We start from the raw sequence: 17495 nt of genomic DNA on the forward strand, positions 1-17495 counted from the left end.
CCACTGTGGACTGATTCAGTGGAGCAGATACCGCAGCATCAACGTCCCGTCGTCCTCCAGGACCGAGGCCAGCCGGAGCCGCGCGGGGTCGATGGTGTCGCCGAAGGCCGCGCGGGTGGCGTGGCCCGCGACGAGAAAGGGGGAGATCGTCAGGCGGAGCTCGTCGACGGCGTCGGCGGCCAGGAGGGACGCGAAGAGGCGCGGGCCGCCCTCGCAGTCGATGCGGGTCAGCCCGCGGGAAGCGAGGGTGGCGACGGCGGCATCGAGGTCGACGGCGTCCGTGCCGGCGACGAGCACGTCGGCGCCCGCGGCGGTCCAGGCGGCGCGCAGGTCGGGGTCGGTGCCGGCGTGCGTGATGACGATGGTGGGCACGAGCGCTTGGGTGATCACCGGGGCGTCCGGGCGCAGCGAGCCGCCGCCGGTGACGACGGCGATCGGCGGGATCGGCGCGAGGCCGTGGCGGCGGCGCCGGTCGGCGGAGTGCTCGTCGGGGCGCAAGCCCTGAAAGCCCTCGATCAGGGCGGTGCCCGCGCCGACGAGGACGACATCGGCGAGGTCGTTGCCGAGGCGGTAGATCACGCGGTCGGCGGGCGTGGACAGGGAGGCCGAACGACCTTCGACGGTCACGGCACCGTCGGCGCTCGACACGAAGTTCACCGCGAGCCACTTGCCGGGCGCCGGGTACGCGTACAGCGCCTCCAGGTCGGCCTCGGCCAGGTCGCGCACGCCCGGGAAGATCTCGCGCATCAAACCGACCGCACCACGTGCGCGGGCGGGCGCGTGCCCACGATGCTGGCCACCATCTCCGCCACCTGCCGTGTCTCCGTGACCTGGTGGGCCCGGAACATCGCGGCCCCGTGCAGCGCCGCGACGGCCGTGGCCGCGAGCGTGCCGATCACGCGCTCGCCGACGGGCACGTCGAGCGTCTCGCCGATCACGTCCTTGTTCGACAGCGCCATCAGCACCGGCCAGCCCGTGTCCACGAGCGCCTGCGTGTGCCGCATCAGCTCCAGCGACTGGTAGGAGTTCTTGCCGAAGTCGATGCAGGGGTCGATCATGATCCCCTCGCGCGGCACCCCGCGCTCCAGCGCGCGCTTCGCGAGGTCCGTGGTGCCGTCGATCACGGCGCCCACCACGTCGTCGTAGTGCGGCTTCGCGGCTTCGGTGCGTGGCGTGAGGCCGTTGGTGTGGGAGCAGATGTACCCCGCGCCGTGCTGGGCCGCGACGTCGAGGATCTCGGGCTCGAAGGCCGCCCAGTTGTCGTTCACGATGTCGGCGCCGGCGCGGCAGACGGCGTCCGCGACCTCGGCGCGATAGGTGTCGACACTGATCACGAGGTCCGGGAAGGTCTCGCGCGCCCACTCGACGGTCGGCACCACGCGGGCGATCTCCTCCGCCGTGGTGACCTCGGGGCCCTTGCCGGCCGGCACGCCGCCGATGTCGATGAGGTCCGCGCCCTCGGCGCACGCGCGGCGGATGGCGTCCTGCGCGCGGGTCTCGAGGTAGGTCGCACCGTTGTCGTAGAACGAATCGGGGGTGCGGTTGACGATGGCCATCACCAGCGCGCGATCGCTGGTGAGGCGGCGGCCTCGGAAGACGAGGTCGGGCGTGTGCATGGCTTCTCCCGTACCGGAACGTCGGTTGCCGCGATCATAGGCGAGCGCACGACGGTGATACGGCGGGCAGGTGGCGGGCAACACCGCCGAAGGCCACCTGCTCCCGGGCCGGCGACTTCAGGAGGCGAGCGCCTCGTTGATGGCGTGGAATTCGTGGGAGGTGCGAGTGGCGGAGAATTCGATCACGGTGTAATGCGCGAGGTGCTGGACGACGAGCGGGTCGGTGGCGAGCACGGCGTCCAGCTTGCCGCGCACGCACGGGCGGGTCAGGATGACCTGGTCGTGCTCGGTGTCCCCTTTTCCGGAAACCAGGAACAATCCGCGGGAGAAGTGCGTGCGCAACCACTCCGCGTGTTCTGCCAGCGCGTAGTCGACTTCGTTTCGAGGCGCCGTGTAGGCGAGCAAGGCTATGTACATGTCTTCAGGGTAGAACTCACCCAGGGCAATCGCATCCTCCTGCCGAGTGGCGACGCCCACGCGTTATCCCGGAATTGCAATGGGTTCTTTACGTGCTCTTTTTTCGCGTTTTCCCAGTGGACGGCGTACGTAAATCTGCGTACGCGGGTGTCGACACCGAGCCGACGACGAAACGTTGTCACAGCACCAAACTGACGTCATGACTCAGCCGGTGATGGACGCAGTGAGCCGCATCTGGCGGGACGGCAGGCGCGTGGAACGCGTCGCGTACGTGGTGGGGGCGGCGCTCTTCGCGAGTGGCGTCGTGAACGCGGTGGTGCTGCTCGCCAGCGGCGGCACGTGGCTCGGGCCGGTGTCGCTGCGCAAGGCGGTCACGTTCGGGTTGTCGTTCGGTCTCACGCTGGCGTCGGTGGCGTGGGCGACGTCGTACCTCACGCTGCGGCCGCGGGCGCGGGCCGGCTTGCTGGGCGCGTTCCTCGTGGCGTGCGTGGCGGAGGTCGTGCTCGTGACCATGCAGGCGTGGCGAGGGGTCCCGTCGCACTTCAACTTCGAGACCGGCTTCGACACGGTGGTGTCGATGTCGCTCGCGGCCGGCGGCGGCGTGATCGTGCTGACGGCGCTGGGCTTCACGGCCGCTGCTTTCCGTTCGCCGGGCAGCATGGCGCCGAGCATGCTGGTCGCCGTGCGCTTCGGCCTGCTGGTGCTGATGGTCGCCCTCGCCACCGGCGCGGTGATGATCGCCCGCGGCGTCGTCGAGGCCAGGGGCGGGTCACCCGAGCTGGCCTACACGACCGCGGGTTCCCTGAAACCCCTGCACGCCGTGGCGATGCACGCGATCCTCGTGCTGCCCGGGCTGGCGTGGCTGCTGCGCTTCACCGCGTTGCCCGAGGCGGCTCGCCTGCGCGTCGTCTGGCTCGCCGTGGCCGCCGACGCCGTGCTCACCGCGGTGATCGGCATCGAGGCCTTCGCGGGAATTCCGCCCTTCGGTGCGCCTTGGTTCTTACTGGCGCTCTCGGCCTCGGCCTCTCTCGTTCTGGTCGGCAGCGTTGTTTTTTCGTTAATTCGCGCGAAAAGCACTGCCGGCTATTTCAGTGCGAGTAATCCCTGAACCGCGTCGACGAGCGTCCGCCGCCTCCCCGCGCGGGCGCTCGGCAGGTGCGGCCCGAGTTCCGGGTTGGTGCTGTGCCACGCCGCGGAAAGCGCTTGGATCAGCACGAGCAGCTGCACGGGCGAAAAATGCCCGGGGATCTCGCCTTCGCGTTGCGCCCGCCCGATTTCCCCCAGCCGGACGTCGTTGGCCTCGGTGATGGCCGCGAGGTGCTCGGCCTCCGACCGCTCGAGCCGGTACCAGGTCGAGAGCCGCAACGTCTCCGGATGCTCGTCAAAGTAGTCGAACGCCCGCCCGGTGTACCCCGCGAGATCCCCGGCGTCGAACGGCACCGCCTCGAAGAACGCTCCCGTCCGCTCGTCGAACGCGGCGTCGAACAGTCCCTCCTTGCTGCCGAAGTACGAGTAGATCATCGCCTTGTTGCACCCGGCCGCGGCGGCGATCCGGTCCACCCGCGCCCCCGCGATCCCGTACTGCGCGAACTCGCCGATGGCGGCTTCGAGCAGCCGTTGCTTGGTCTGTTCCGCGTCGCGCGCCATCCGGCGAGGATACCAACCAACTGGTCGGTGGGTTGGGAGTTGGTCGGCCATGTCACGCGCTACCGTCGACTCATGGCAGGAATCGTCGTGATCGGGGCGGGGCCGGGAATCGGGGCGGCGGTCGCGCGGCGGTTCGCGCGGGAGGGGTTCGCCGTGGCGGCGGTGGCGCGGCGGCGCAAGGACCTGGGGATCGACGCCGTGACCCACCTGGCCGACGTGGGGGACGAGGAGTCCCTGCGCCACGCGCTCGACGCGGTGACCGAGGACCAGGGGCTGCCCGACGTCGTGGTCTACAACGCCGCGGCCATCCGCAGGGACACGCCGGGGGAGCTCGACGCGGAGGAGCACCTCGGGCTGTGGCGAGTCAACGTCGTCGGCGCCTACACCGCCGCCGCCCACCTCGCGCCGAAGATGGCCGCGCGCGGCCACGGAACGTTCCTCACCACCGGCGGCATGCCCGAGCCGAAAGCGGCCTACACCAGCCTCTCGCTGGGCAAAGCCGGCCTCCGCGCGGTGACGGCGCTGTTCGCCGGGCAGTACCCCACGCTGCACTTCGCCACGGTCACCGTCGGCGGCACCGTGGCGAAGGGCACGGCCTTCGATCCGGACGTCGTCGCCGAGCACTACTGGCGGCTGCACACCCAGCGCGTCTGGGAGAGGGAAGTGCTGATCACGACCAACCCCAGTCCTGCGTGAAGCAGCCCGCCAGATAAAGATCCACCCGGTCCGCGAACCGCCCCAGATCCCGCCCGGTCAGTTCCGAAATGCGCGAGATCCGGTACCGCAGCGTGTTCACGTGCAGGTGCAGCGCCCCGGAGGTCTGGGTCCACGAGCCGGAATGCTCCAGAAAAGCCTTCAACGTCGCCAGAAGTTCCGAGCCGTGGGCGGCGTCGTACGCCAGCACCGGGCCCAGCACCTTCTCGCCGAAAGAGCGCCGCAGGTCATCGGGCACGGCGGCGAGCAGCAGGAGGTGTGACGCCACCTCGTCGCCCGCCAGTACGGCGGCGCGGCCCGGCGAGAGGGCGGCCAGCGTGCGGGCGTGGCGCGCCTCCTGGAGGCCAGAGCGCAGGCCGCCCGCGTCGGGCGCGCGGCTGAGGCCCACGGACAGGCGGGCGGAGCCCAGCGCCGGTTCGACCGCGCGGACGGACTCGCGCAGCGTCTCGGCGAGGCGCCCGAGGCGGTCGTGCGCCGGGAACAGGCCGAAGGTCTCGCCGTCGACGGTGGCCACCAGCGTGGGGGCGGGGACCGAAGCCAGCAGCTCCTCCACGAGCACCTGGGTGAGGCCCGGGCCGCCGCCGTCGACTGCGGCCGAGAGGGTCACGACCTGGGCGGACGGGGGGAACTCCAGCGCCGCGAGCCGCGCGGACAGCGAAGCCGGAGAAGCGTCGTCGGAGAGGGCCAAGCGCAGCAGCGGCTCGGCCGCCCGGTTCTCGATGCGTTTGGCCTCGTCGACGCGGGAACGCTCCAGCCCGATCAACGGCGCCAGTTCCAAAGCGAGGTCACGTCGCGCAGGAGCCCAACGGCCGATATCGCCGGAAGCCACCAGGAACCAGCTCGCCACGCGGTGGCCTGAGCGGCTGGCGGCGGCCAGGAGCGTGACGGGACCGTCGTCGCCGGGCACGGTCAGCGGGAGGCGTTCCGCGCGCAGGAACCGGCGGGCCAAGGCGGCCCGGCGCGCGTCGGAGGGCGTCGAACCCGTGCCGGCGATCAGCCGCCCGGTCGCGCTCAGCACCCAGCAGTCCACGCCGAGCTCGGCAGCGCCCGCGGAAACCAACGCCGGCAGCCCGTCACCGCTGGTCACGGCTGCGACGAGGCGCCGGTGCGAGTCGTGTGCGGGCGCGGAGCGTTCGGCGGCCAGGCCCAGGATCACGCGCTCGGTCACTGTCGCGAAGGACACCGACAGCGGCACTTCGAACAGCGGCAGCCCGACCCGCCGGCACGACTCAACGAGGTGCTCGGGCACGGGCCCGCCGACCTCCGCCGTCCCGGCACCCAGCGCGACCACGCCGGCCGCCGCGAGCACGCCGACGAACTCCTCGGCCTCGGCGGGCCCGGGCAGCCAGCGCATGCCGCACAGCACGATCTCGCCGCCGCTGAGGTAACGCGTCGGGTCCTGCAGCGTCGCCTGGAAAACGCGCCCGAACTCGCGGTCCAGCGCCGACTCGCCGGTGAGCAGGGTCAGCCCGAGCTCCGGCGTGTCCAGCAGCGCACCCAGCCGCACGCGGCACCTCCTTCCCGGCTCAAGTAGCGCACACGCCGGGGCCGCCGTCGTTTGGAGGAACCTACGAAAAACCACCCTCGACGCCCACCCGGTTTCGGTGGATCTGCCGTGGTCCGCGCCACGTCACGGCGTGTGTACTGGCCGACGAGCGAAGGGAAGGAACACCATGGCGATCGTTCTGGGCGACAACCGCTACGGAAAGGCGGAGAACCGGGTCGTGCGCGTCGACCGCGACGGCGACGAGCACCGGATCACCGACCTCAACGTCAGCGTTTCGCTGTCCGGCGACATGAGCGACACCCACCTCACCGGCGCCAACGACAAGGTGCTGGCCACCGACACGCAGAAGAACACCGTGTTCGCGTTCGCCCGCGACGGCGTCGGCGAGATCGAGGACTACGCGCTGCGCCTCGCGCGCCACTTCGTCTCCACGCAGGAGAGCATCCACGGCGCCCGCGTACGCGTGGAGTCGTACCCGTGGCAGCGGCTGACGGTCGCCGGGCAGCCCGCCCACCACTCGTTCGCGCGCTCGGGCGGCGGCACGCGCACCACGACCGTGCACTACGACGGCGAGCGGGCCTGGGTGCTCGGCGGTGTCGAGGACCTCACGGTGCTCAACACCACCGGCTCGGAGTTCTGGGGCTTCCCGCGTGACAGCTACACGACGCTGCCGGAGACCAAGGACCGCATCCTCGCCACGGCCGTCAACGCGAGCTGGCGCTTCGCCGGCGAAGACGTGGACTGGGCCGGCGCGTACGACACGGCCCTGGCCTCGCTGCTCGACGCTTTCGGCGGAACGCACAGCCAGTCGCTGCAGCAGACGCTCTACGCGATGGGGTCGCGCGTGCTCGAGACCGTGCCCGAGATCGTGGAGGTACGGCTGTCGCTGCCGAACAAGCACCACTTCCTCACCGACCTGTCGCCGTTCGGCCTCGACAACCCCGGTGAGGTCTTCCACGCCGCCGACCGGCCCTACGGGCTGATCGAGGGCACCGTGCTGCGCGACGACGCGCCGCCCGCCGGGCCGGCCTGGTCCTGAGACGGAGGCTCACCGTGGAGTTCCTGCGCCCGACCACGCTCGCCGAGGCCCTCGAGGCCAAGGCGGCGCACCCCGACGCCGTGCCCATCGCGGGCGGCACCGACGTGATGGTGGAGATCAACTTCGACCACCGCCGCCCTCCGGCTCTGCTCGACCTCAACGGCGTGAGCGAGCTCTACGGCTACGACGTCGAGGAAGGCCGCATCCGGATCGCCGCCGCGACGCCGTACACGCGGATCATCGCGGAGCTGGGCGACCGGCTGCCCGGCCTCGCGATGGCGGCGCGCACGGTCGGCTCGCCGCAGATCCGCAACCGCGGCAGCGTCGGCGGCAACCTCGGCGCCGCGTCGCCCGCCGGTGACTCGCACCCGGCGCTGCTCGCGGCCGACGCGGAGGTCGAGATCGCGTCCACGCGGGGCACCCGGCGGGTGGCGGCGAAGGACTTCTACGTCGGTGTGAAGCGGAATGTGCTCGAACCCGACGAGCTGATCACGGCCGTCCACTTGGCACCCGCGAGCGGGCCGCAGCAGTTCAGCAAGGTCGGGACCCGCAACGCGATGGTGATCGCGGTCTGCGCGTTCGGCCTCGCGGTGCACCCGGCCGAACGCCGCGTGGGCACGGGCGTCGGCTCGGCCGCCCCGACGCCGCGCCGCGCGTTCGACGCCGAGGAGTTCCTCGCGGGCGAGCTGGCGGCCGACGACCAGTGGGATCGTCCGCGCGCGCTCGCCGACTCGGTGAAACGCCGGTTCGGCGAGCTGGTGGCCGCCGCGGCCGCGCCGATCGACGACGTGCGCGGCAGCGCCGACTACCGCCGGCACGCGCTGTCGGTGCTGGCGCGCCGGACGCTCGGCTGGGCCTGGACCGAATACTGCGGAGGGAGGCGCACAGAATGCGCGTGAACGTGATCGTCAACGGCGAGCGGCGCCAGGCGGACAACGTCTGGGAAGGCGAAAGCCTGCTCTACGTGCTGCGTGAACGGCTCGGCCTCGCCGGCTCGAAGAACGCGTGCGAGCAGGGCGAGTGCGGCTCGTGCACGGTGTACCTCGACGGCGTTCCGGCGTGCGCCTGCCTGGTCGCGGCCGGGCAGGCCGAGGGCCGCGAGGTGCGCACCGTCGAAGGCCTCGCCGACGGGGACAACCTGGACCCGATCCAGGAGTCCTTCGTGGAGTGTGGGGCCGTCCAATGTGGCTTCTGCACGCCCGGGCTCCTGGTGACCGCCCACGATCTCGTGGCGCGCACCGAAAACCCGAGCGACGCCGAGATCCGCGAAGCCCTGGCCGGGAACCTGTGCCGCTGCACCGGGTACGAGAAGATCCTCGACGCGGTCCGGCTCGCGGCCGCGCGGAAGGAGCACGCATGACGCGCCCGGCCCCCGCCCGGTCGCCGCAGGAGCTGGCCGACACCGTCAGCGGCGGCATCGGCACGAGCCCGCTGCGGCCCGACGGCACGCTCAAGGTGCGCGGCGAGTTCGCGTACTCCTCCGACCTGTGGCACGAGGACATGCTGTGGGGCGCCACGCTGCGCAGCCCGCACCCGCACGCGCGGATCGTGCGCCTCGACGTCTCCCGCGCGTTGGCGCAGCCCGGCGTCCACGCGGTGCTGACGCACGAGGACGTGCCCGGTGAGAACCTCTACGGCCTCAAGTACCAGGACACGCCGGTGCTGGCCGAGGACCGCGTGCGCTACCAGGGCGAGCCGGTGGCGATCCTCGCGGCCGACCACCCGGAGATCGCGCGGCAGGCGCTCAAGCAGATCGTGGTCGAGTACGAGGTGCTCGAACCCGTCACCGACCCCGAGCGCGCGGCCCACGACGAGACCCTGCCGAAGCTGCACCCCGGCGGGAACCTCGTGCGCTACCAACGGATCGTCAAGGGCGATCCGGCCGCGCAGGCCGACGTGGTCGTGTCCGGGGTGTACGAGATCGGCATGCAGGACCAGGCCTTCCTCGGCCCGGAGTCCGGCCTCGCCGTGCCCGACGACGACGGCGGCGTGGACCTCTACCTCGCCACGCAGTGGCTGCACGTGGACCAGAAGCAGACCGCGCGGGCCCTCGGCCTGCCGCCGGAGAAGGTGCGGTTGACGCTCAGCGGCGTCGGCGGCGCGTTCGGCGGGCGCGAGGACCTGTCGATGCAGATCCACTCGTGCCTGCTCGCGCTGCGCACCGGCCGGCCCGTGAAGATGGTCTACAACCGGGAGGAGTCGTTCTTCGGCCACGTGCACCGGCACCCGGCGAAGATGTACTACGAGCACGGGGCCACTCGCGAAGGCGATCTGGTCTACGTGCGCGCCCGGATGTACTTCGACGGCGGCGCCTACGCGTCCAAGACACCGGTGGTGGTCGGCAACGGCACCACGTTGTCCGTCGGCCCGTACAACGTGCCCAACGCGAAGATCGAGGGCTGGGGCGTGTACAGCAACAACCCGACGTGCGGCGCGATGCGCGGCCTCGGCGCGGTGCAGCCGACGTACGCGTACGAGTCCCAAATGGACAAACTCGCCACGGCGCTCGGCATGGACCCCGCGGACCTGCGGATCCGCAACGCGATGAGCGAGGGATCCACCAACGTCACCGGTCAGCTCGTCGACTTCCCGGCTCCCGTGGCCGAGCTGATCCAGCGGCTGAAGGACATGCCGTTGCCGCCGGAACGTTCGGGCACTGTGGACATCCGCGACCTGCCCGGCGGAGCGTCCAATGTGACCCACGGCGAAGGCGTGGTGCGCGGGGTCGGTTACGGCGTGACCATCAAGAACATCTCCTACGCCGAGGGACTCGACGACTACTCGACCGCCCGCGTGCGGCTGCAGGTGATCGGCGGCGAGCCGGTGGCGATGGTGCACACAGCCGCGGCCGAGGTAGGCCAGGGGCTTGTGACACTGCAGCAGCAGATCGCGCGCACGGAGCTCGGCCTGCCACGCGTGACCGTGCACCCGGCCGACACGAGCGTCGGCGACGCGGGGTCGAGCTCGGCTTCGCGGCAGACGTACGTCACCGGCGGTGCCGTGCGCAACGCGTGCCGGGCGGTGGCCGACGCGGTGTACGCGCTGGCCGAACGCCGGCTGGGCCGTGACGCGACCGGCATGTCGCTGTCCGGCGGCAAGATCGTGGCCGGCGACGGCGAGGTCGTGGCGTCCCTGGTGGACATTCTCGGCGAGGAGATCGTCGAGGAGACGCGGGAGTTCCACCACCGCAAGACGTACCCGCTCGACCCGGAGACCGGCCAGGGCGACGCCCACGTGCAGTACGGCTTCTCCGCGCACCGCGCCGTGGTGGACGTCGACGTGGAGCTGGGCCTGGTCAAGGTCGTGCAGCTCGACTGCGCGCAGGACGTGGGCAAGGCCATGAACCCCGACGCCGTGATCGGCCAGATCCAGGGCGGTTCGGCGCAGGGCCTCGGCCTGGCCGTGATGGAGGAGATCCAGGTGGTGGACGGGAAGGTGCGCAACCCGTCGTTCACCGACTACCTCATCCCGACCGTGCTGGACATGCCGCCGATGCGCATCGACGTGCTGGAGCGGCCCGACCCGCACGCGCCCTACGGCGTGCGCGGTGTCGGCGAACCACCCACGATCTCCTCGACGCCGGCGGTCGCCAACGCCATCCGCGCGGCGACGGGCCTCGAACTGCCCCGGGTCCCGATCCGGCCCGAGCACATCACCGGAACCTGAACACGTTGGGAGAACTGGCGAAATGACTCTGTCCATCGACGCCGAACGCGAGTGGCTTCTGGAGAGCGTCCGCATCGCGACCCGCAACGTCGCCGACGGCGGCGGCCCGTTCGGGGCGCTGGTCGCCAAGGACGGCCACATCATTGCGACCGGGGTCAACCGCGTCACGCCCTCGCTCGACCCGACCGCCCACGCCGAGGTGGTCGCGATCCGCGCGGCCTGCCAGGCGCTCGGCACGTTCAAGCTCGAGGGCTGTGTGCTCGTGTCCTCGTGCGAGCCGTGCCCGATGTGCCTGGCCTCGGCGCTGTGGGCGCGGGTGGACCGCGTGGTCTTCGCGGCCGATCGCCACGACGCGGCCAAGGCCGGGTTCGACGACCGCGCGTTCTACGAACTGTTCGAAAAGTCCCGCGAAACCTGGGAAGTACCCGTTTCCCGGCTGTCGCTCAAGGACGGTTTCGCCCCGTTCGACGCCTGGCTGGACCGGCCGGACCGCGTCGACTACTAGGCGCGCGGGGCCGGCGGTTCTCCCCGGTCCGGCCCCGATTCGCGCCCGACACCGGAAGCCCGTACCCGGGCCCATCCCGGTGCTGACCGGAGCACCAGAAAAGCCCAATCGTCAGGCTTCTTCACGCCCTCGTCCGAGCGGCGTGAAGAAGCACACCCACCGGCAAGGGGACGACGCATGACCCAGGTACACATCGACGACGCTGTGACCCCGGCGCCAGGACCGGCTCGCAAGTCCGTAATGGACAGACTGTTCGACATCACGGCCCGCCGCACAACCGTGGGCCGCGAGGTGCGCGGCGGTATCACCACGTTCGTCGCGATGGCCTACATCGTGCTGCTCAACCCGCTCATCCTCGGCGCCTCCGCCGACATCACCGGCGCGAAACTCAGCGCCGCCCAGGTCACCACGGCCACCGCGCTGGCGGCCGCGGTGATGACCATCCTCATGGGACTCGTCGGCAACGCGCCGCTCGCGCTGGCCGCGGGTCTCGGGATCAACGGCATCGTCGCGTTCCAGATGGCGCCGGCGATGACGTGGCCGCAGGCCTTCGGGCTCGTGGTGCTCGAAGGCGTCTGCATCGTGCTGATGGCCGTGAGCGGGATCCGCGAACGGATCATGAACGCGATCCCGGCACCGCTCAAGATGGCGATCACCGTCGGCATCGGGCTCTACATCGCGCTCGTCGGCCTGGTCAGCGCCGGGTTCGTCACGCGGACGCCGGACTCGGCCGAGTCCACTGTGCCCGTTCGGCTCGGTTTCGACGGGCACCTCGACGGCTGGCCGATCGCGGTGTTCTGCTTCGGTCTGCTGCTGATGACGGTGCTGATGTCGCGGAAGGTGCCGGGCGCGGTGCTGATCAGCATCGCGGTGTCCACTGTGCTCGCCGTGGTGTTGCACGACGGTTTCCACGTCGGCAACTGGGGTCTGACCACCCCGACGCTGCCGAGCCACGTGGTGGCGGTACCCGATTTCGGGCTGCTGGGCCACATCGACCTGTTCGGCGGCTTCGCTTCGGCCGGTGCGTTGACCGCGACGATTTTCCTGTTCACTCTCGTGTTGTCGGGCTTCTTCGACGCGATGGGCACGATCACCAGCGTGTCGGCCGAGGCCGGGCTGGCGAAGGACGGCCGCGTGCCGCGGATGGGCCGGATCCTGTTCGTGGACGGCGCGGGCGCGATCGCCGGCGGGTTCTCGGGTTCGTCGCCCAACACCGTGTTCCTCGAATCGGCGGCCGGCGTGGGCGAGGGCGCGCGGACGGGGCTCGCGAGCGTGGTGACCGGCGCGTTGTTCGCGGCGACGCTGCTGTTCACGCCGATCGCGGGCATCGTCCCGGCGCAGGCCGCGGCGCCGGCGCTCGTGGTGATCGGCGGGATGATGGTGGCGCAGTGCCGCAACATCCCTTGGCAGGACAGTGATTACACGATCCCGGTGTTCCTCACGGTCGCGCTGATCCCGTTCACCTACTCCATCACCAACGGTGTCGGCGCGGGCCTGATCGCGTTCGTGCTCATCAAGACGTGCAAGGGCAAGTGGCGCGAGGCCGGCTGGATCCTGACGGTGCTGGCGCTGGTGTTCACCGTCTACTTCGGAATCGACGTCGTCAAGGCTGTGCTGTAGTTGTCGGGAAAGGACTTGCTGTGACCCTGATGTTCCTCAACGGCGGCGCCATGCGCGGCGAGCCGCTGCACCACCTGCTCGACGGCGCCCCGCTGGTGGCCTCGACGACCACCGCGCCGAAGTACCGCTTCTACTCCGTGGGCGGCCAGTGTCCGGCGCTGGTGCCGGTCGCTCACGGCGGCGGGGCGGTGGCGGGTGAGGTGTACGAGGTGTCGCTGGACGCGCTGCGGGATCGCGTGCTGCCGGCGGAACCGCCCGAGCTGGAGCTAGGCGTGATCGAGCTGGCTGACGGGAGCTCGGCGTTCGCGATGCTGCTGCGCCGGCCGCAGACTTCCCACGTGCAGCTGCGCGACATCACCGAGATCGGTGACTGGCGGGCGTTCCGGTCGCAGTCATGACGGTGCTGGTCGCGCCCGACAAGTTCAAGGGCTCGCTCACGGCGGCGCAGGTCGCGTCGGCGGTCGCTGCCGGCTTGCTCGCGGTGTCCCGCGACGAGCCCGTGGTCGAGCTCCCGGTCGCGGACGGCGGCGAGGGCACGGTGGCCGCCGCCGTCGCCGCCGGCTTCCGCCGGGTGCCGGTCCGCGTGTCCGGACCGACGGGGCGGCGCATCACGGCGTTCTTCGCGCTGCGGGGCGAGGTTGCCGTGGTGGAGCTGGCGGAGGCCTCCGGCCTGCACCGGCTGCCGGGCGGGCTGCCGGCACCGCTGACGGCGTCGAGCTACGGCACGGGCGAACTGATCGCGGCAGCACGGGCGGCCGGCGCTTCGCGGATCGTGCTGGGCGTCGGCGGGAGCGCGTGCACCGATGGCGGCGCCGGCATGCTGACCGCGCTGGGGGCTCGGGTGCTGGATTCTTCCGGCGCCCCGGTGCCTCCGGGCGGAATCGGGTTGTCCTCGGTGTCTACTGTGGACCTGTCTGGCGTGTCTGCTGTGGACCTCGAGCTGGCTTGCGATGTGGACAACCCACTGCTGGGCCCTTTGGGCGCGGCGGCGGTTTACGGGCCGCAAAAGGGTGCAAGCCCTTCGGACGTCGCCGTGCTGGAAGCCGGATTGCGCCACTGGGCTTCGGTGCTGGGCCCTTCTTCCGCCTCCGCCTCCGCCGCCTCCGCCGCCTCCGCCGCCTCCGCCGGCTCCGCCGGCTCCGGGCCTGGCTCCGCCTCCGGCGGCTCCGCCTCGGCCGCTGGCGCCGGCGCGGCGGGCGGGGTGGGCTTCGCGGCCTTGGCCGCACTGGGCGCCCGCATGCGCCCGGGCATCTCGCTACTGCTCGACCTCCTGGGCTTTTCCGACGCGGTCCGCGACGCCCGCCTCGTCATCACCGGCGAGGGCTCCCTGGACACCCAGTCCCTGCACGGCAAGGCCCCCATCGGCGTCCTTCGCGCCGCCACAGCCGCCGGCGTCCCCACCATCGCCGTGGCCGGTCGCTGCCTCCTCCCCCCAGCCGAATGGCGCGCCGCCGGCTTCACCGCCGTCCACACCCTCACCGACCTCGAACCGGACCCGGCAAGCTGCATGACGAACGCGGCGCCTTTGCTGCGCCGCCTCGCCGAACACCTGGCCCGCACCCACACCGCAGCCGCCTAGCTCCGCCGCCCCAACGCACCCCAATGCGGCGTTGGTTGCGCTCAGCGCACCGAACGCCACATTGGGGCGCTTGGGCGCGGCCTGGCCGAGCAGACGCCGGACGTGCGATGAGAGGCGCAGTTCCGCGGCGATTTCCGGCGTGGCCCAGCTCCGCCCGCCAGCGCCCCAATGCGGCGTTGGTTGCGCTCAACGCACCGAACGCCGCTTTGGGTGCGTCCAGCGCACCGAATGCCACATTGGGGGCCGGCGGGGCGCTGTGGCCCAGCCGAGCAGGGGGCGGACGTGCGGTGAGAGACGAAGGTCCGCGGCGGTTTCCGGCGTGGTCCTGCTCGGCCGGCCAGCGCCCCAATGCGGCGTTGGTTGCGGTCAACGCACCGAACGCCGCATTGGGGCGTTGGGGCGCTGTGGCTCAGCCGAACAGGCGTCGGACGTGGGGTGAGAGGAGCAGGTCCGCGGCTGTGTCCGGGGTGGCCCAGGTGAAGGCGTCGTGTTCGGTGGGGTTGAGGGTGACCGCGCCGGGGGTGGGTTCGGTGGCGTCGTAGATGTGGGCGTGGATCGTGAGGGGGCGGCCGTCGAGGTCGGGCCAGGTGAGGTGGGCGCGTTGGCCGAGGAGGTGGACGTGGAGGCCCGTTTCTTCGGCGACCTCGCGGACGGCGGTGGTCTCCGGGGGTTCGCCGGGTTCGGCGGTGCCGCCGGGGAGTTCCCAGTGTTCGCCGAGGAAGGTGCCGGGGGTGCGGCGTAGGAGCAGGACCATGGCGCCGCGGGGGAGCCAGGCGTAGGCGAGGAGTTTGGTGGTCATGAGAGGCCGCCGTGGGAGGTGAGGGGCTTGGTGGTCACAAGATGCCGCCGTGGGAGGTGAGGGGCTTGGTGGTCAGGAGAGGCCGCCGTGGGAGGTGAGGAGCTGGCCGGTGACCCAGGCGCCGTCGGGGCCGCACAGGAAGGACACCAGGTTGGCGCAGTCGCGTGGGGTGCCGAGGCGGCCGAGGGGGGTGCGGGTGCGGATGGTCGTCTGGAGGGGGCCGTCCATCCAGCCGGTGTCGGTGGGGCCGGGGTTGACGGCGTTGGCGGTGATGCCACGGGGGCCGAGTTCCGCCGCGGCGGCCACGACCAGGCGGTCGAGGGCGCCTTTGCTGGCGCCGTAGGGAACGTTGCCGACCACGGCGTCGCTGGTCAGGGCGACGATACGGCCGGTGCCGTGGGGGCCGGCGAACCGCAGGGCGAACTCGCGCATCAGCAGCCAGTTCGCGCGGGTGTTCACCGCGAAGTGCCGGTCGAAGCTGTCCAGAGAAGTGTCGAGGAGACTGGAGTCGACGGATTCGCAGTGCGCCAGGACCAAGGCCGTCACGTTGCCGACAGCAGAAACCACGTGGTCGAACAACAAAGCCGGGGCCGACGGATCGGCCAGGTCCGCTTCGACCGAGAAATCCCCCAGAGCAACAGGGTCCGGGCCCCACGGCATGCGGGCGTCGTAGGGCTGCCAGTGCGTGGATGCGACGAGCCAGCCGTCGGCGGAGAGGCGTTCGGCGATGGCCGCCCCGATGCCCGCGCGTCGGCCGACGCCGGTGACCAGGGCGACCGGGCGCTCACTCCTCAATGGCCCCGCCGACGGCGCGCAGGTGTTCGCGGAAGGTCAACGCGGGGTTGGCCTCGCGGGCGCGCAGGAACTCGGCGAAGCGCACCTGCTCGCGCAACGTCTTGCCACCGCGGATGAGCTCGGCCTGGCGGCGCTCGGTGTCGCGAATGGACTCCGCGAGGCGGAACACGTCGTCGGCCTCGGCGGCGGGCACGAAGACCACGCCGTCGTCGTCGCCGAAGACCAGGTCGTCCGTCGTCACCTCCCACTCGCCGACGCGGGCGGACTCCAGCGCGTTCGCGGCGCGGTCGGTGAGCGTGAGCGGTCCGGTCGGCAGGGAGCCGAGGCTGAACACGGGCAGTCCGATCGCCCGCAGGTCGGCCGTGTCGCGGTGCAGGCCCCAGATGACGATGCCGGACGCGCCCGCTGTCGCGGCTTCGATCGCCACGAGGTCGCCGACGCAGCTCTCGTCGAGGCGCCCGCCGTTGTCCACCACCAGCACGTCGCCCTCCTCGGCGCTCATCAGCGCCTCCAGGAACACGTCGACGCTGCCCGCGTGCCGCGCCGGCAACACCCGCCCGGCCACCCGCCCACCGACGGCGGCCCGCGTCCCCGCCGGCGCGCACCGCACTTGCAGCCGCGCGCGGATGCAGCCGTCCGTGAGGTGCGCGGTGGTCAGCGTCTCGAAGCGGCGCCGCAGCTCGTCGTTCTTCATCTTCCTCAGGCCTTTCTCGCAGCGAGCTGGAAGACGTTACCGGACGGATCCCGCACCATGGCACGGAAATCGCCGTACGGGGTCTCGCGAGGCTCCTCCAGCGACCTGGCTCCCGCGGCCAGCGCCCGGGCGTACGTGCCGGCGACGTCGGCCACGTACACGCACAAGAACGCCGGGAACGCCTCCCGCTCCGCCGAAACGCCGGAGACCAGCACGAGCGCGTCGCCGAGCCGCACCTCCGCCGGCCCGGACGTGGGCGTGGTGGTGGCCGCGAAGACCGTGACCAGGAACTCCACCGCGGCGGCCGGATCCTCGACGATCATGCGCGGGATCACGGACGGCAAGCCGGGCGGAGGAGTCATCCCCCGAGCCAACCGCGTTGGCGACGGGCGCGCAACGAGTTTCAGTAGTCCGCGCCGTTGCCCCTGAACAGCTCCACGAATGCTCTGGCCCCGCCGCCTCGGCCCTGCGGGCCAGGAACGGCTGGCGGCGGTGTTGCGGAAGATCTCCGAGTGCCGCAGCCAGAACTGCCAAGCACGCCCCCTGCCAACCCACCCGCGAGTTCGCGCCGGTTTCGGATTGTGCGATCGGCCCGGCCGATCCGACTGCACAATCCGGCAGTCGGCTCAAAGGCGATCTCGCCGCCCCGGCAGAGCCGGGGACCAAAAGACACAGCCCGGGCCAAAGACACAGCCCGGGCCAAAGACACAGCCCGGGCCAAAGACACAGAACCCGGCACGCGGGGCGCTATCCGATGAACTCGCGCTCCACCGGCATCACCACGCCGATTCCGTCCTCACACAGCAGATTTGCCACCGCGAGGCCCGCCCGCCCCACTCCGGCGACGACCGCCGCCGCCCGTCTCGTGGCCAAGCTCGACCTTCCCGCCGCGCCCGC

General features: G+C 71.5%; 20 protein-coding genes. 10 read left to right on the forward strand and 10 right to left on the reverse strand.

Going from position 1 to position 17495, the window contains the following annotated elements; all coding sequences use genetic code 11:
- Positions 1 to 15: 15 nt before the first annotated feature.
- The 3 genes from AB0878_RS26895 to AB0878_RS26905 form a co-directional block, all read right to left on the reverse strand.
- Entirely contained in the window at positions 16 to 747 is a 732-nt protein-coding gene (locus AB0878_RS26895; RefSeq protein ID WP_366583018.1) for a pyrimidine reductase family protein, read from the reverse strand.
- Positions 747 to 1616, reverse strand: a complete 870-nt coding sequence (gene folP / locus AB0878_RS26900) for a dihydropteroate synthase (protein WP_366583019.1) — start codon at positions 1614 to 1616, stop codon at positions 747 to 749. Before folP ends, AB0878_RS26895 begins: the two co-directional genes overlap by 1 nt.
- 117 nt (positions 1617 to 1733) lie before the next feature.
- The gene (locus AB0878_RS26905; RefSeq protein WP_366583020.1) at positions 1734 to 2033 is read right to left on the reverse strand and encodes a hypothetical protein; all 300 of its coding nucleotides are present in this window, start codon (positions 2031 to 2033) and stop codon (positions 1734 to 1736) included.
- Between the two features lie 214 nt (positions 2034 to 2247).
- Here AB0878_RS26905 and AB0878_RS26910 point away from each other — a divergent pair, with 214 nt between their 5' ends.
- A complete protein-coding gene (locus AB0878_RS26910; RefSeq protein ID WP_366583177.1) occupies positions 2248 to 3141 on the forward strand; it encodes a hypothetical protein in 894 nt (297 codons plus the stop codon).
- On the opposite strand, the gene AB0878_RS26915 is transcribed toward AB0878_RS26910, so the two are convergent.
- On the reverse strand, positions 3117 to 3680 hold the full coding sequence (locus AB0878_RS26915) for a TetR family transcriptional regulator (RefSeq protein WP_366583021.1): 564 nt from the start codon (positions 3678 to 3680) through the stop codon (positions 3117 to 3119). The genes AB0878_RS26910 and AB0878_RS26915 overlap by 25 nt on opposite strands.
- A 72-nt stretch (positions 3681 to 3752) precedes the next feature.
- On the opposite strand from AB0878_RS26915, the gene AB0878_RS26920 reads away from it, so the two are divergent.
- The gene (locus AB0878_RS26920) at positions 3753 to 4376 is read left to right on the forward strand and encodes an SDR family NAD(P)-dependent oxidoreductase (RefSeq protein WP_366583022.1); all 624 of its coding nucleotides are present in this window, start codon (positions 3753 to 3755) and stop codon (positions 4374 to 4376) included.
- On the opposite strand, the gene AB0878_RS26925 is transcribed toward AB0878_RS26920, so the two are convergent.
- The gene (locus AB0878_RS26925) at positions 4351 to 5901 is read right to left on the reverse strand and encodes a helix-turn-helix domain-containing protein (RefSeq protein ID WP_366583023.1); all 1551 of its coding nucleotides are present in this window, start codon (positions 5899 to 5901) and stop codon (positions 4351 to 4353) included. The genes AB0878_RS26920 and AB0878_RS26925 overlap by 26 nt on opposite strands.
- Positions 5902 to 6067: 166 nt before the next feature.
- Here AB0878_RS26925 and pucL point away from each other — a divergent pair, with 166 nt between their 5' ends.
- From pucL to AB0878_RS26965, 8 genes are all read left to right on the forward strand, one after another.
- Entirely contained in the window at positions 6068 to 6940 is an 873-nt protein-coding gene (gene pucL, locus AB0878_RS26930) for a factor-independent urate hydroxylase (protein ID WP_366583024.1), read from the forward strand.
- Between the two features lie 14 nt (positions 6941 to 6954).
- Entirely contained in the window at positions 6955 to 7839 is an 885-nt protein-coding gene (locus AB0878_RS26935) for an FAD binding domain-containing protein (protein WP_366583025.1), read from the forward strand.
- Entirely contained in the window at positions 7830 to 8300 is a 471-nt protein-coding gene (locus AB0878_RS26940) for a (2Fe-2S)-binding protein (protein ID WP_366583026.1), read from the forward strand. The genes AB0878_RS26935 and AB0878_RS26940 overlap by 10 nt, the downstream gene beginning before the upstream one ends.
- Positions 8297 to 10606 carry a xanthine dehydrogenase subunit D gene (pucD, locus tag AB0878_RS26945; RefSeq protein ID WP_366583027.1) on the forward strand — a complete coding sequence of 770 codons (2310 nt, stop codon included), beginning with the start codon at positions 8297 to 8299 and terminating at the stop codon, positions 10604 to 10606. The genes AB0878_RS26940 and pucD overlap by 4 nt, the downstream gene beginning before the upstream one ends.
- 22 nt (positions 10607 to 10628) lie before the next feature.
- On the forward strand, positions 10629 to 11111 hold the full coding sequence (locus AB0878_RS26950; protein ID WP_366583028.1) for a nucleoside deaminase: 483 nt from the start codon (positions 10629 to 10631) through the stop codon (positions 11109 to 11111).
- Positions 11112 to 11288: 177 nt separating this feature from the next.
- Positions 11289 to 12731 carry an NCS2 family permease gene (locus AB0878_RS26955; RefSeq protein ID WP_366583029.1) on the forward strand — a complete coding sequence of 481 codons (1443 nt, stop codon included), beginning with the start codon at positions 11289 to 11291 and terminating at the stop codon, positions 12729 to 12731.
- 20 nt (positions 12732 to 12751) lie between these two features.
- On the forward strand, positions 12752 to 13129 hold the full coding sequence (locus tag AB0878_RS26960) for a gamma-glutamylcyclotransferase (RefSeq protein ID WP_364184480.1): 378 nt from the start codon (positions 12752 to 12754) through the stop codon (positions 13127 to 13129).
- Positions 13126 to 14310, forward strand: coding sequence for a glycerate kinase (locus tag AB0878_RS26965; RefSeq protein ID WP_366583030.1), 1185 nt, complete (start codon positions 13126 to 13128; stop codon positions 14308 to 14310). Before AB0878_RS26960 ends, AB0878_RS26965 begins: the two co-directional genes overlap by 4 nt.
- A 409-nt stretch (positions 14311 to 14719) precedes the next feature.
- On the opposite strand, the gene AB0878_RS26970 is transcribed toward AB0878_RS26965, so the two are convergent.
- From AB0878_RS26970 to AB0878_RS26990, 5 genes are all read right to left on the reverse strand, one after another.
- On the reverse strand, positions 14720 to 15109 hold the full coding sequence (locus AB0878_RS26970) for an NUDIX hydrolase (protein WP_366583031.1): 390 nt from the start codon (positions 15107 to 15109) through the stop codon (positions 14720 to 14722).
- A gap of 72 nt (positions 15110 to 15181) precedes the next feature.
- Positions 15182 to 15904, reverse strand: a complete 723-nt coding sequence (locus tag AB0878_RS26975) for an SDR family oxidoreductase (protein ID WP_366583032.1) — start codon at positions 15902 to 15904, stop codon at positions 15182 to 15184.
- Positions 15894 to 16598, reverse strand: a complete 705-nt coding sequence (locus tag AB0878_RS26980) for an RraA family protein (protein ID WP_366583033.1) — start codon at positions 16596 to 16598, stop codon at positions 15894 to 15896. Before AB0878_RS26980 ends, AB0878_RS26975 begins: the two co-directional genes overlap by 11 nt.
- Positions 16599 to 16603: 5 nt before the next feature.
- The gene (locus AB0878_RS26985) at positions 16604 to 16960 is read right to left on the reverse strand and encodes a VOC family protein (RefSeq protein WP_366583034.1); all 357 of its coding nucleotides are present in this window, start codon (positions 16958 to 16960) and stop codon (positions 16604 to 16606) included.
- A 385-nt stretch (positions 16961 to 17345) separates the two neighbouring features.
- Entirely contained in the window at positions 17346 to 17471 is a 126-nt protein-coding gene (locus AB0878_RS26990; protein WP_366583035.1) for a hypothetical protein, read from the reverse strand.
- Positions 17472 to 17495: the final 24 nt, after the last annotated feature.

The organism is Amycolatopsis sp. NPDC047767 (genome assembly GCF_040704195.1).
GTDB lineage: Bacteria > Actinomycetota > Actinomycetes > Mycobacteriales > Pseudonocardiaceae > Amycolatopsis.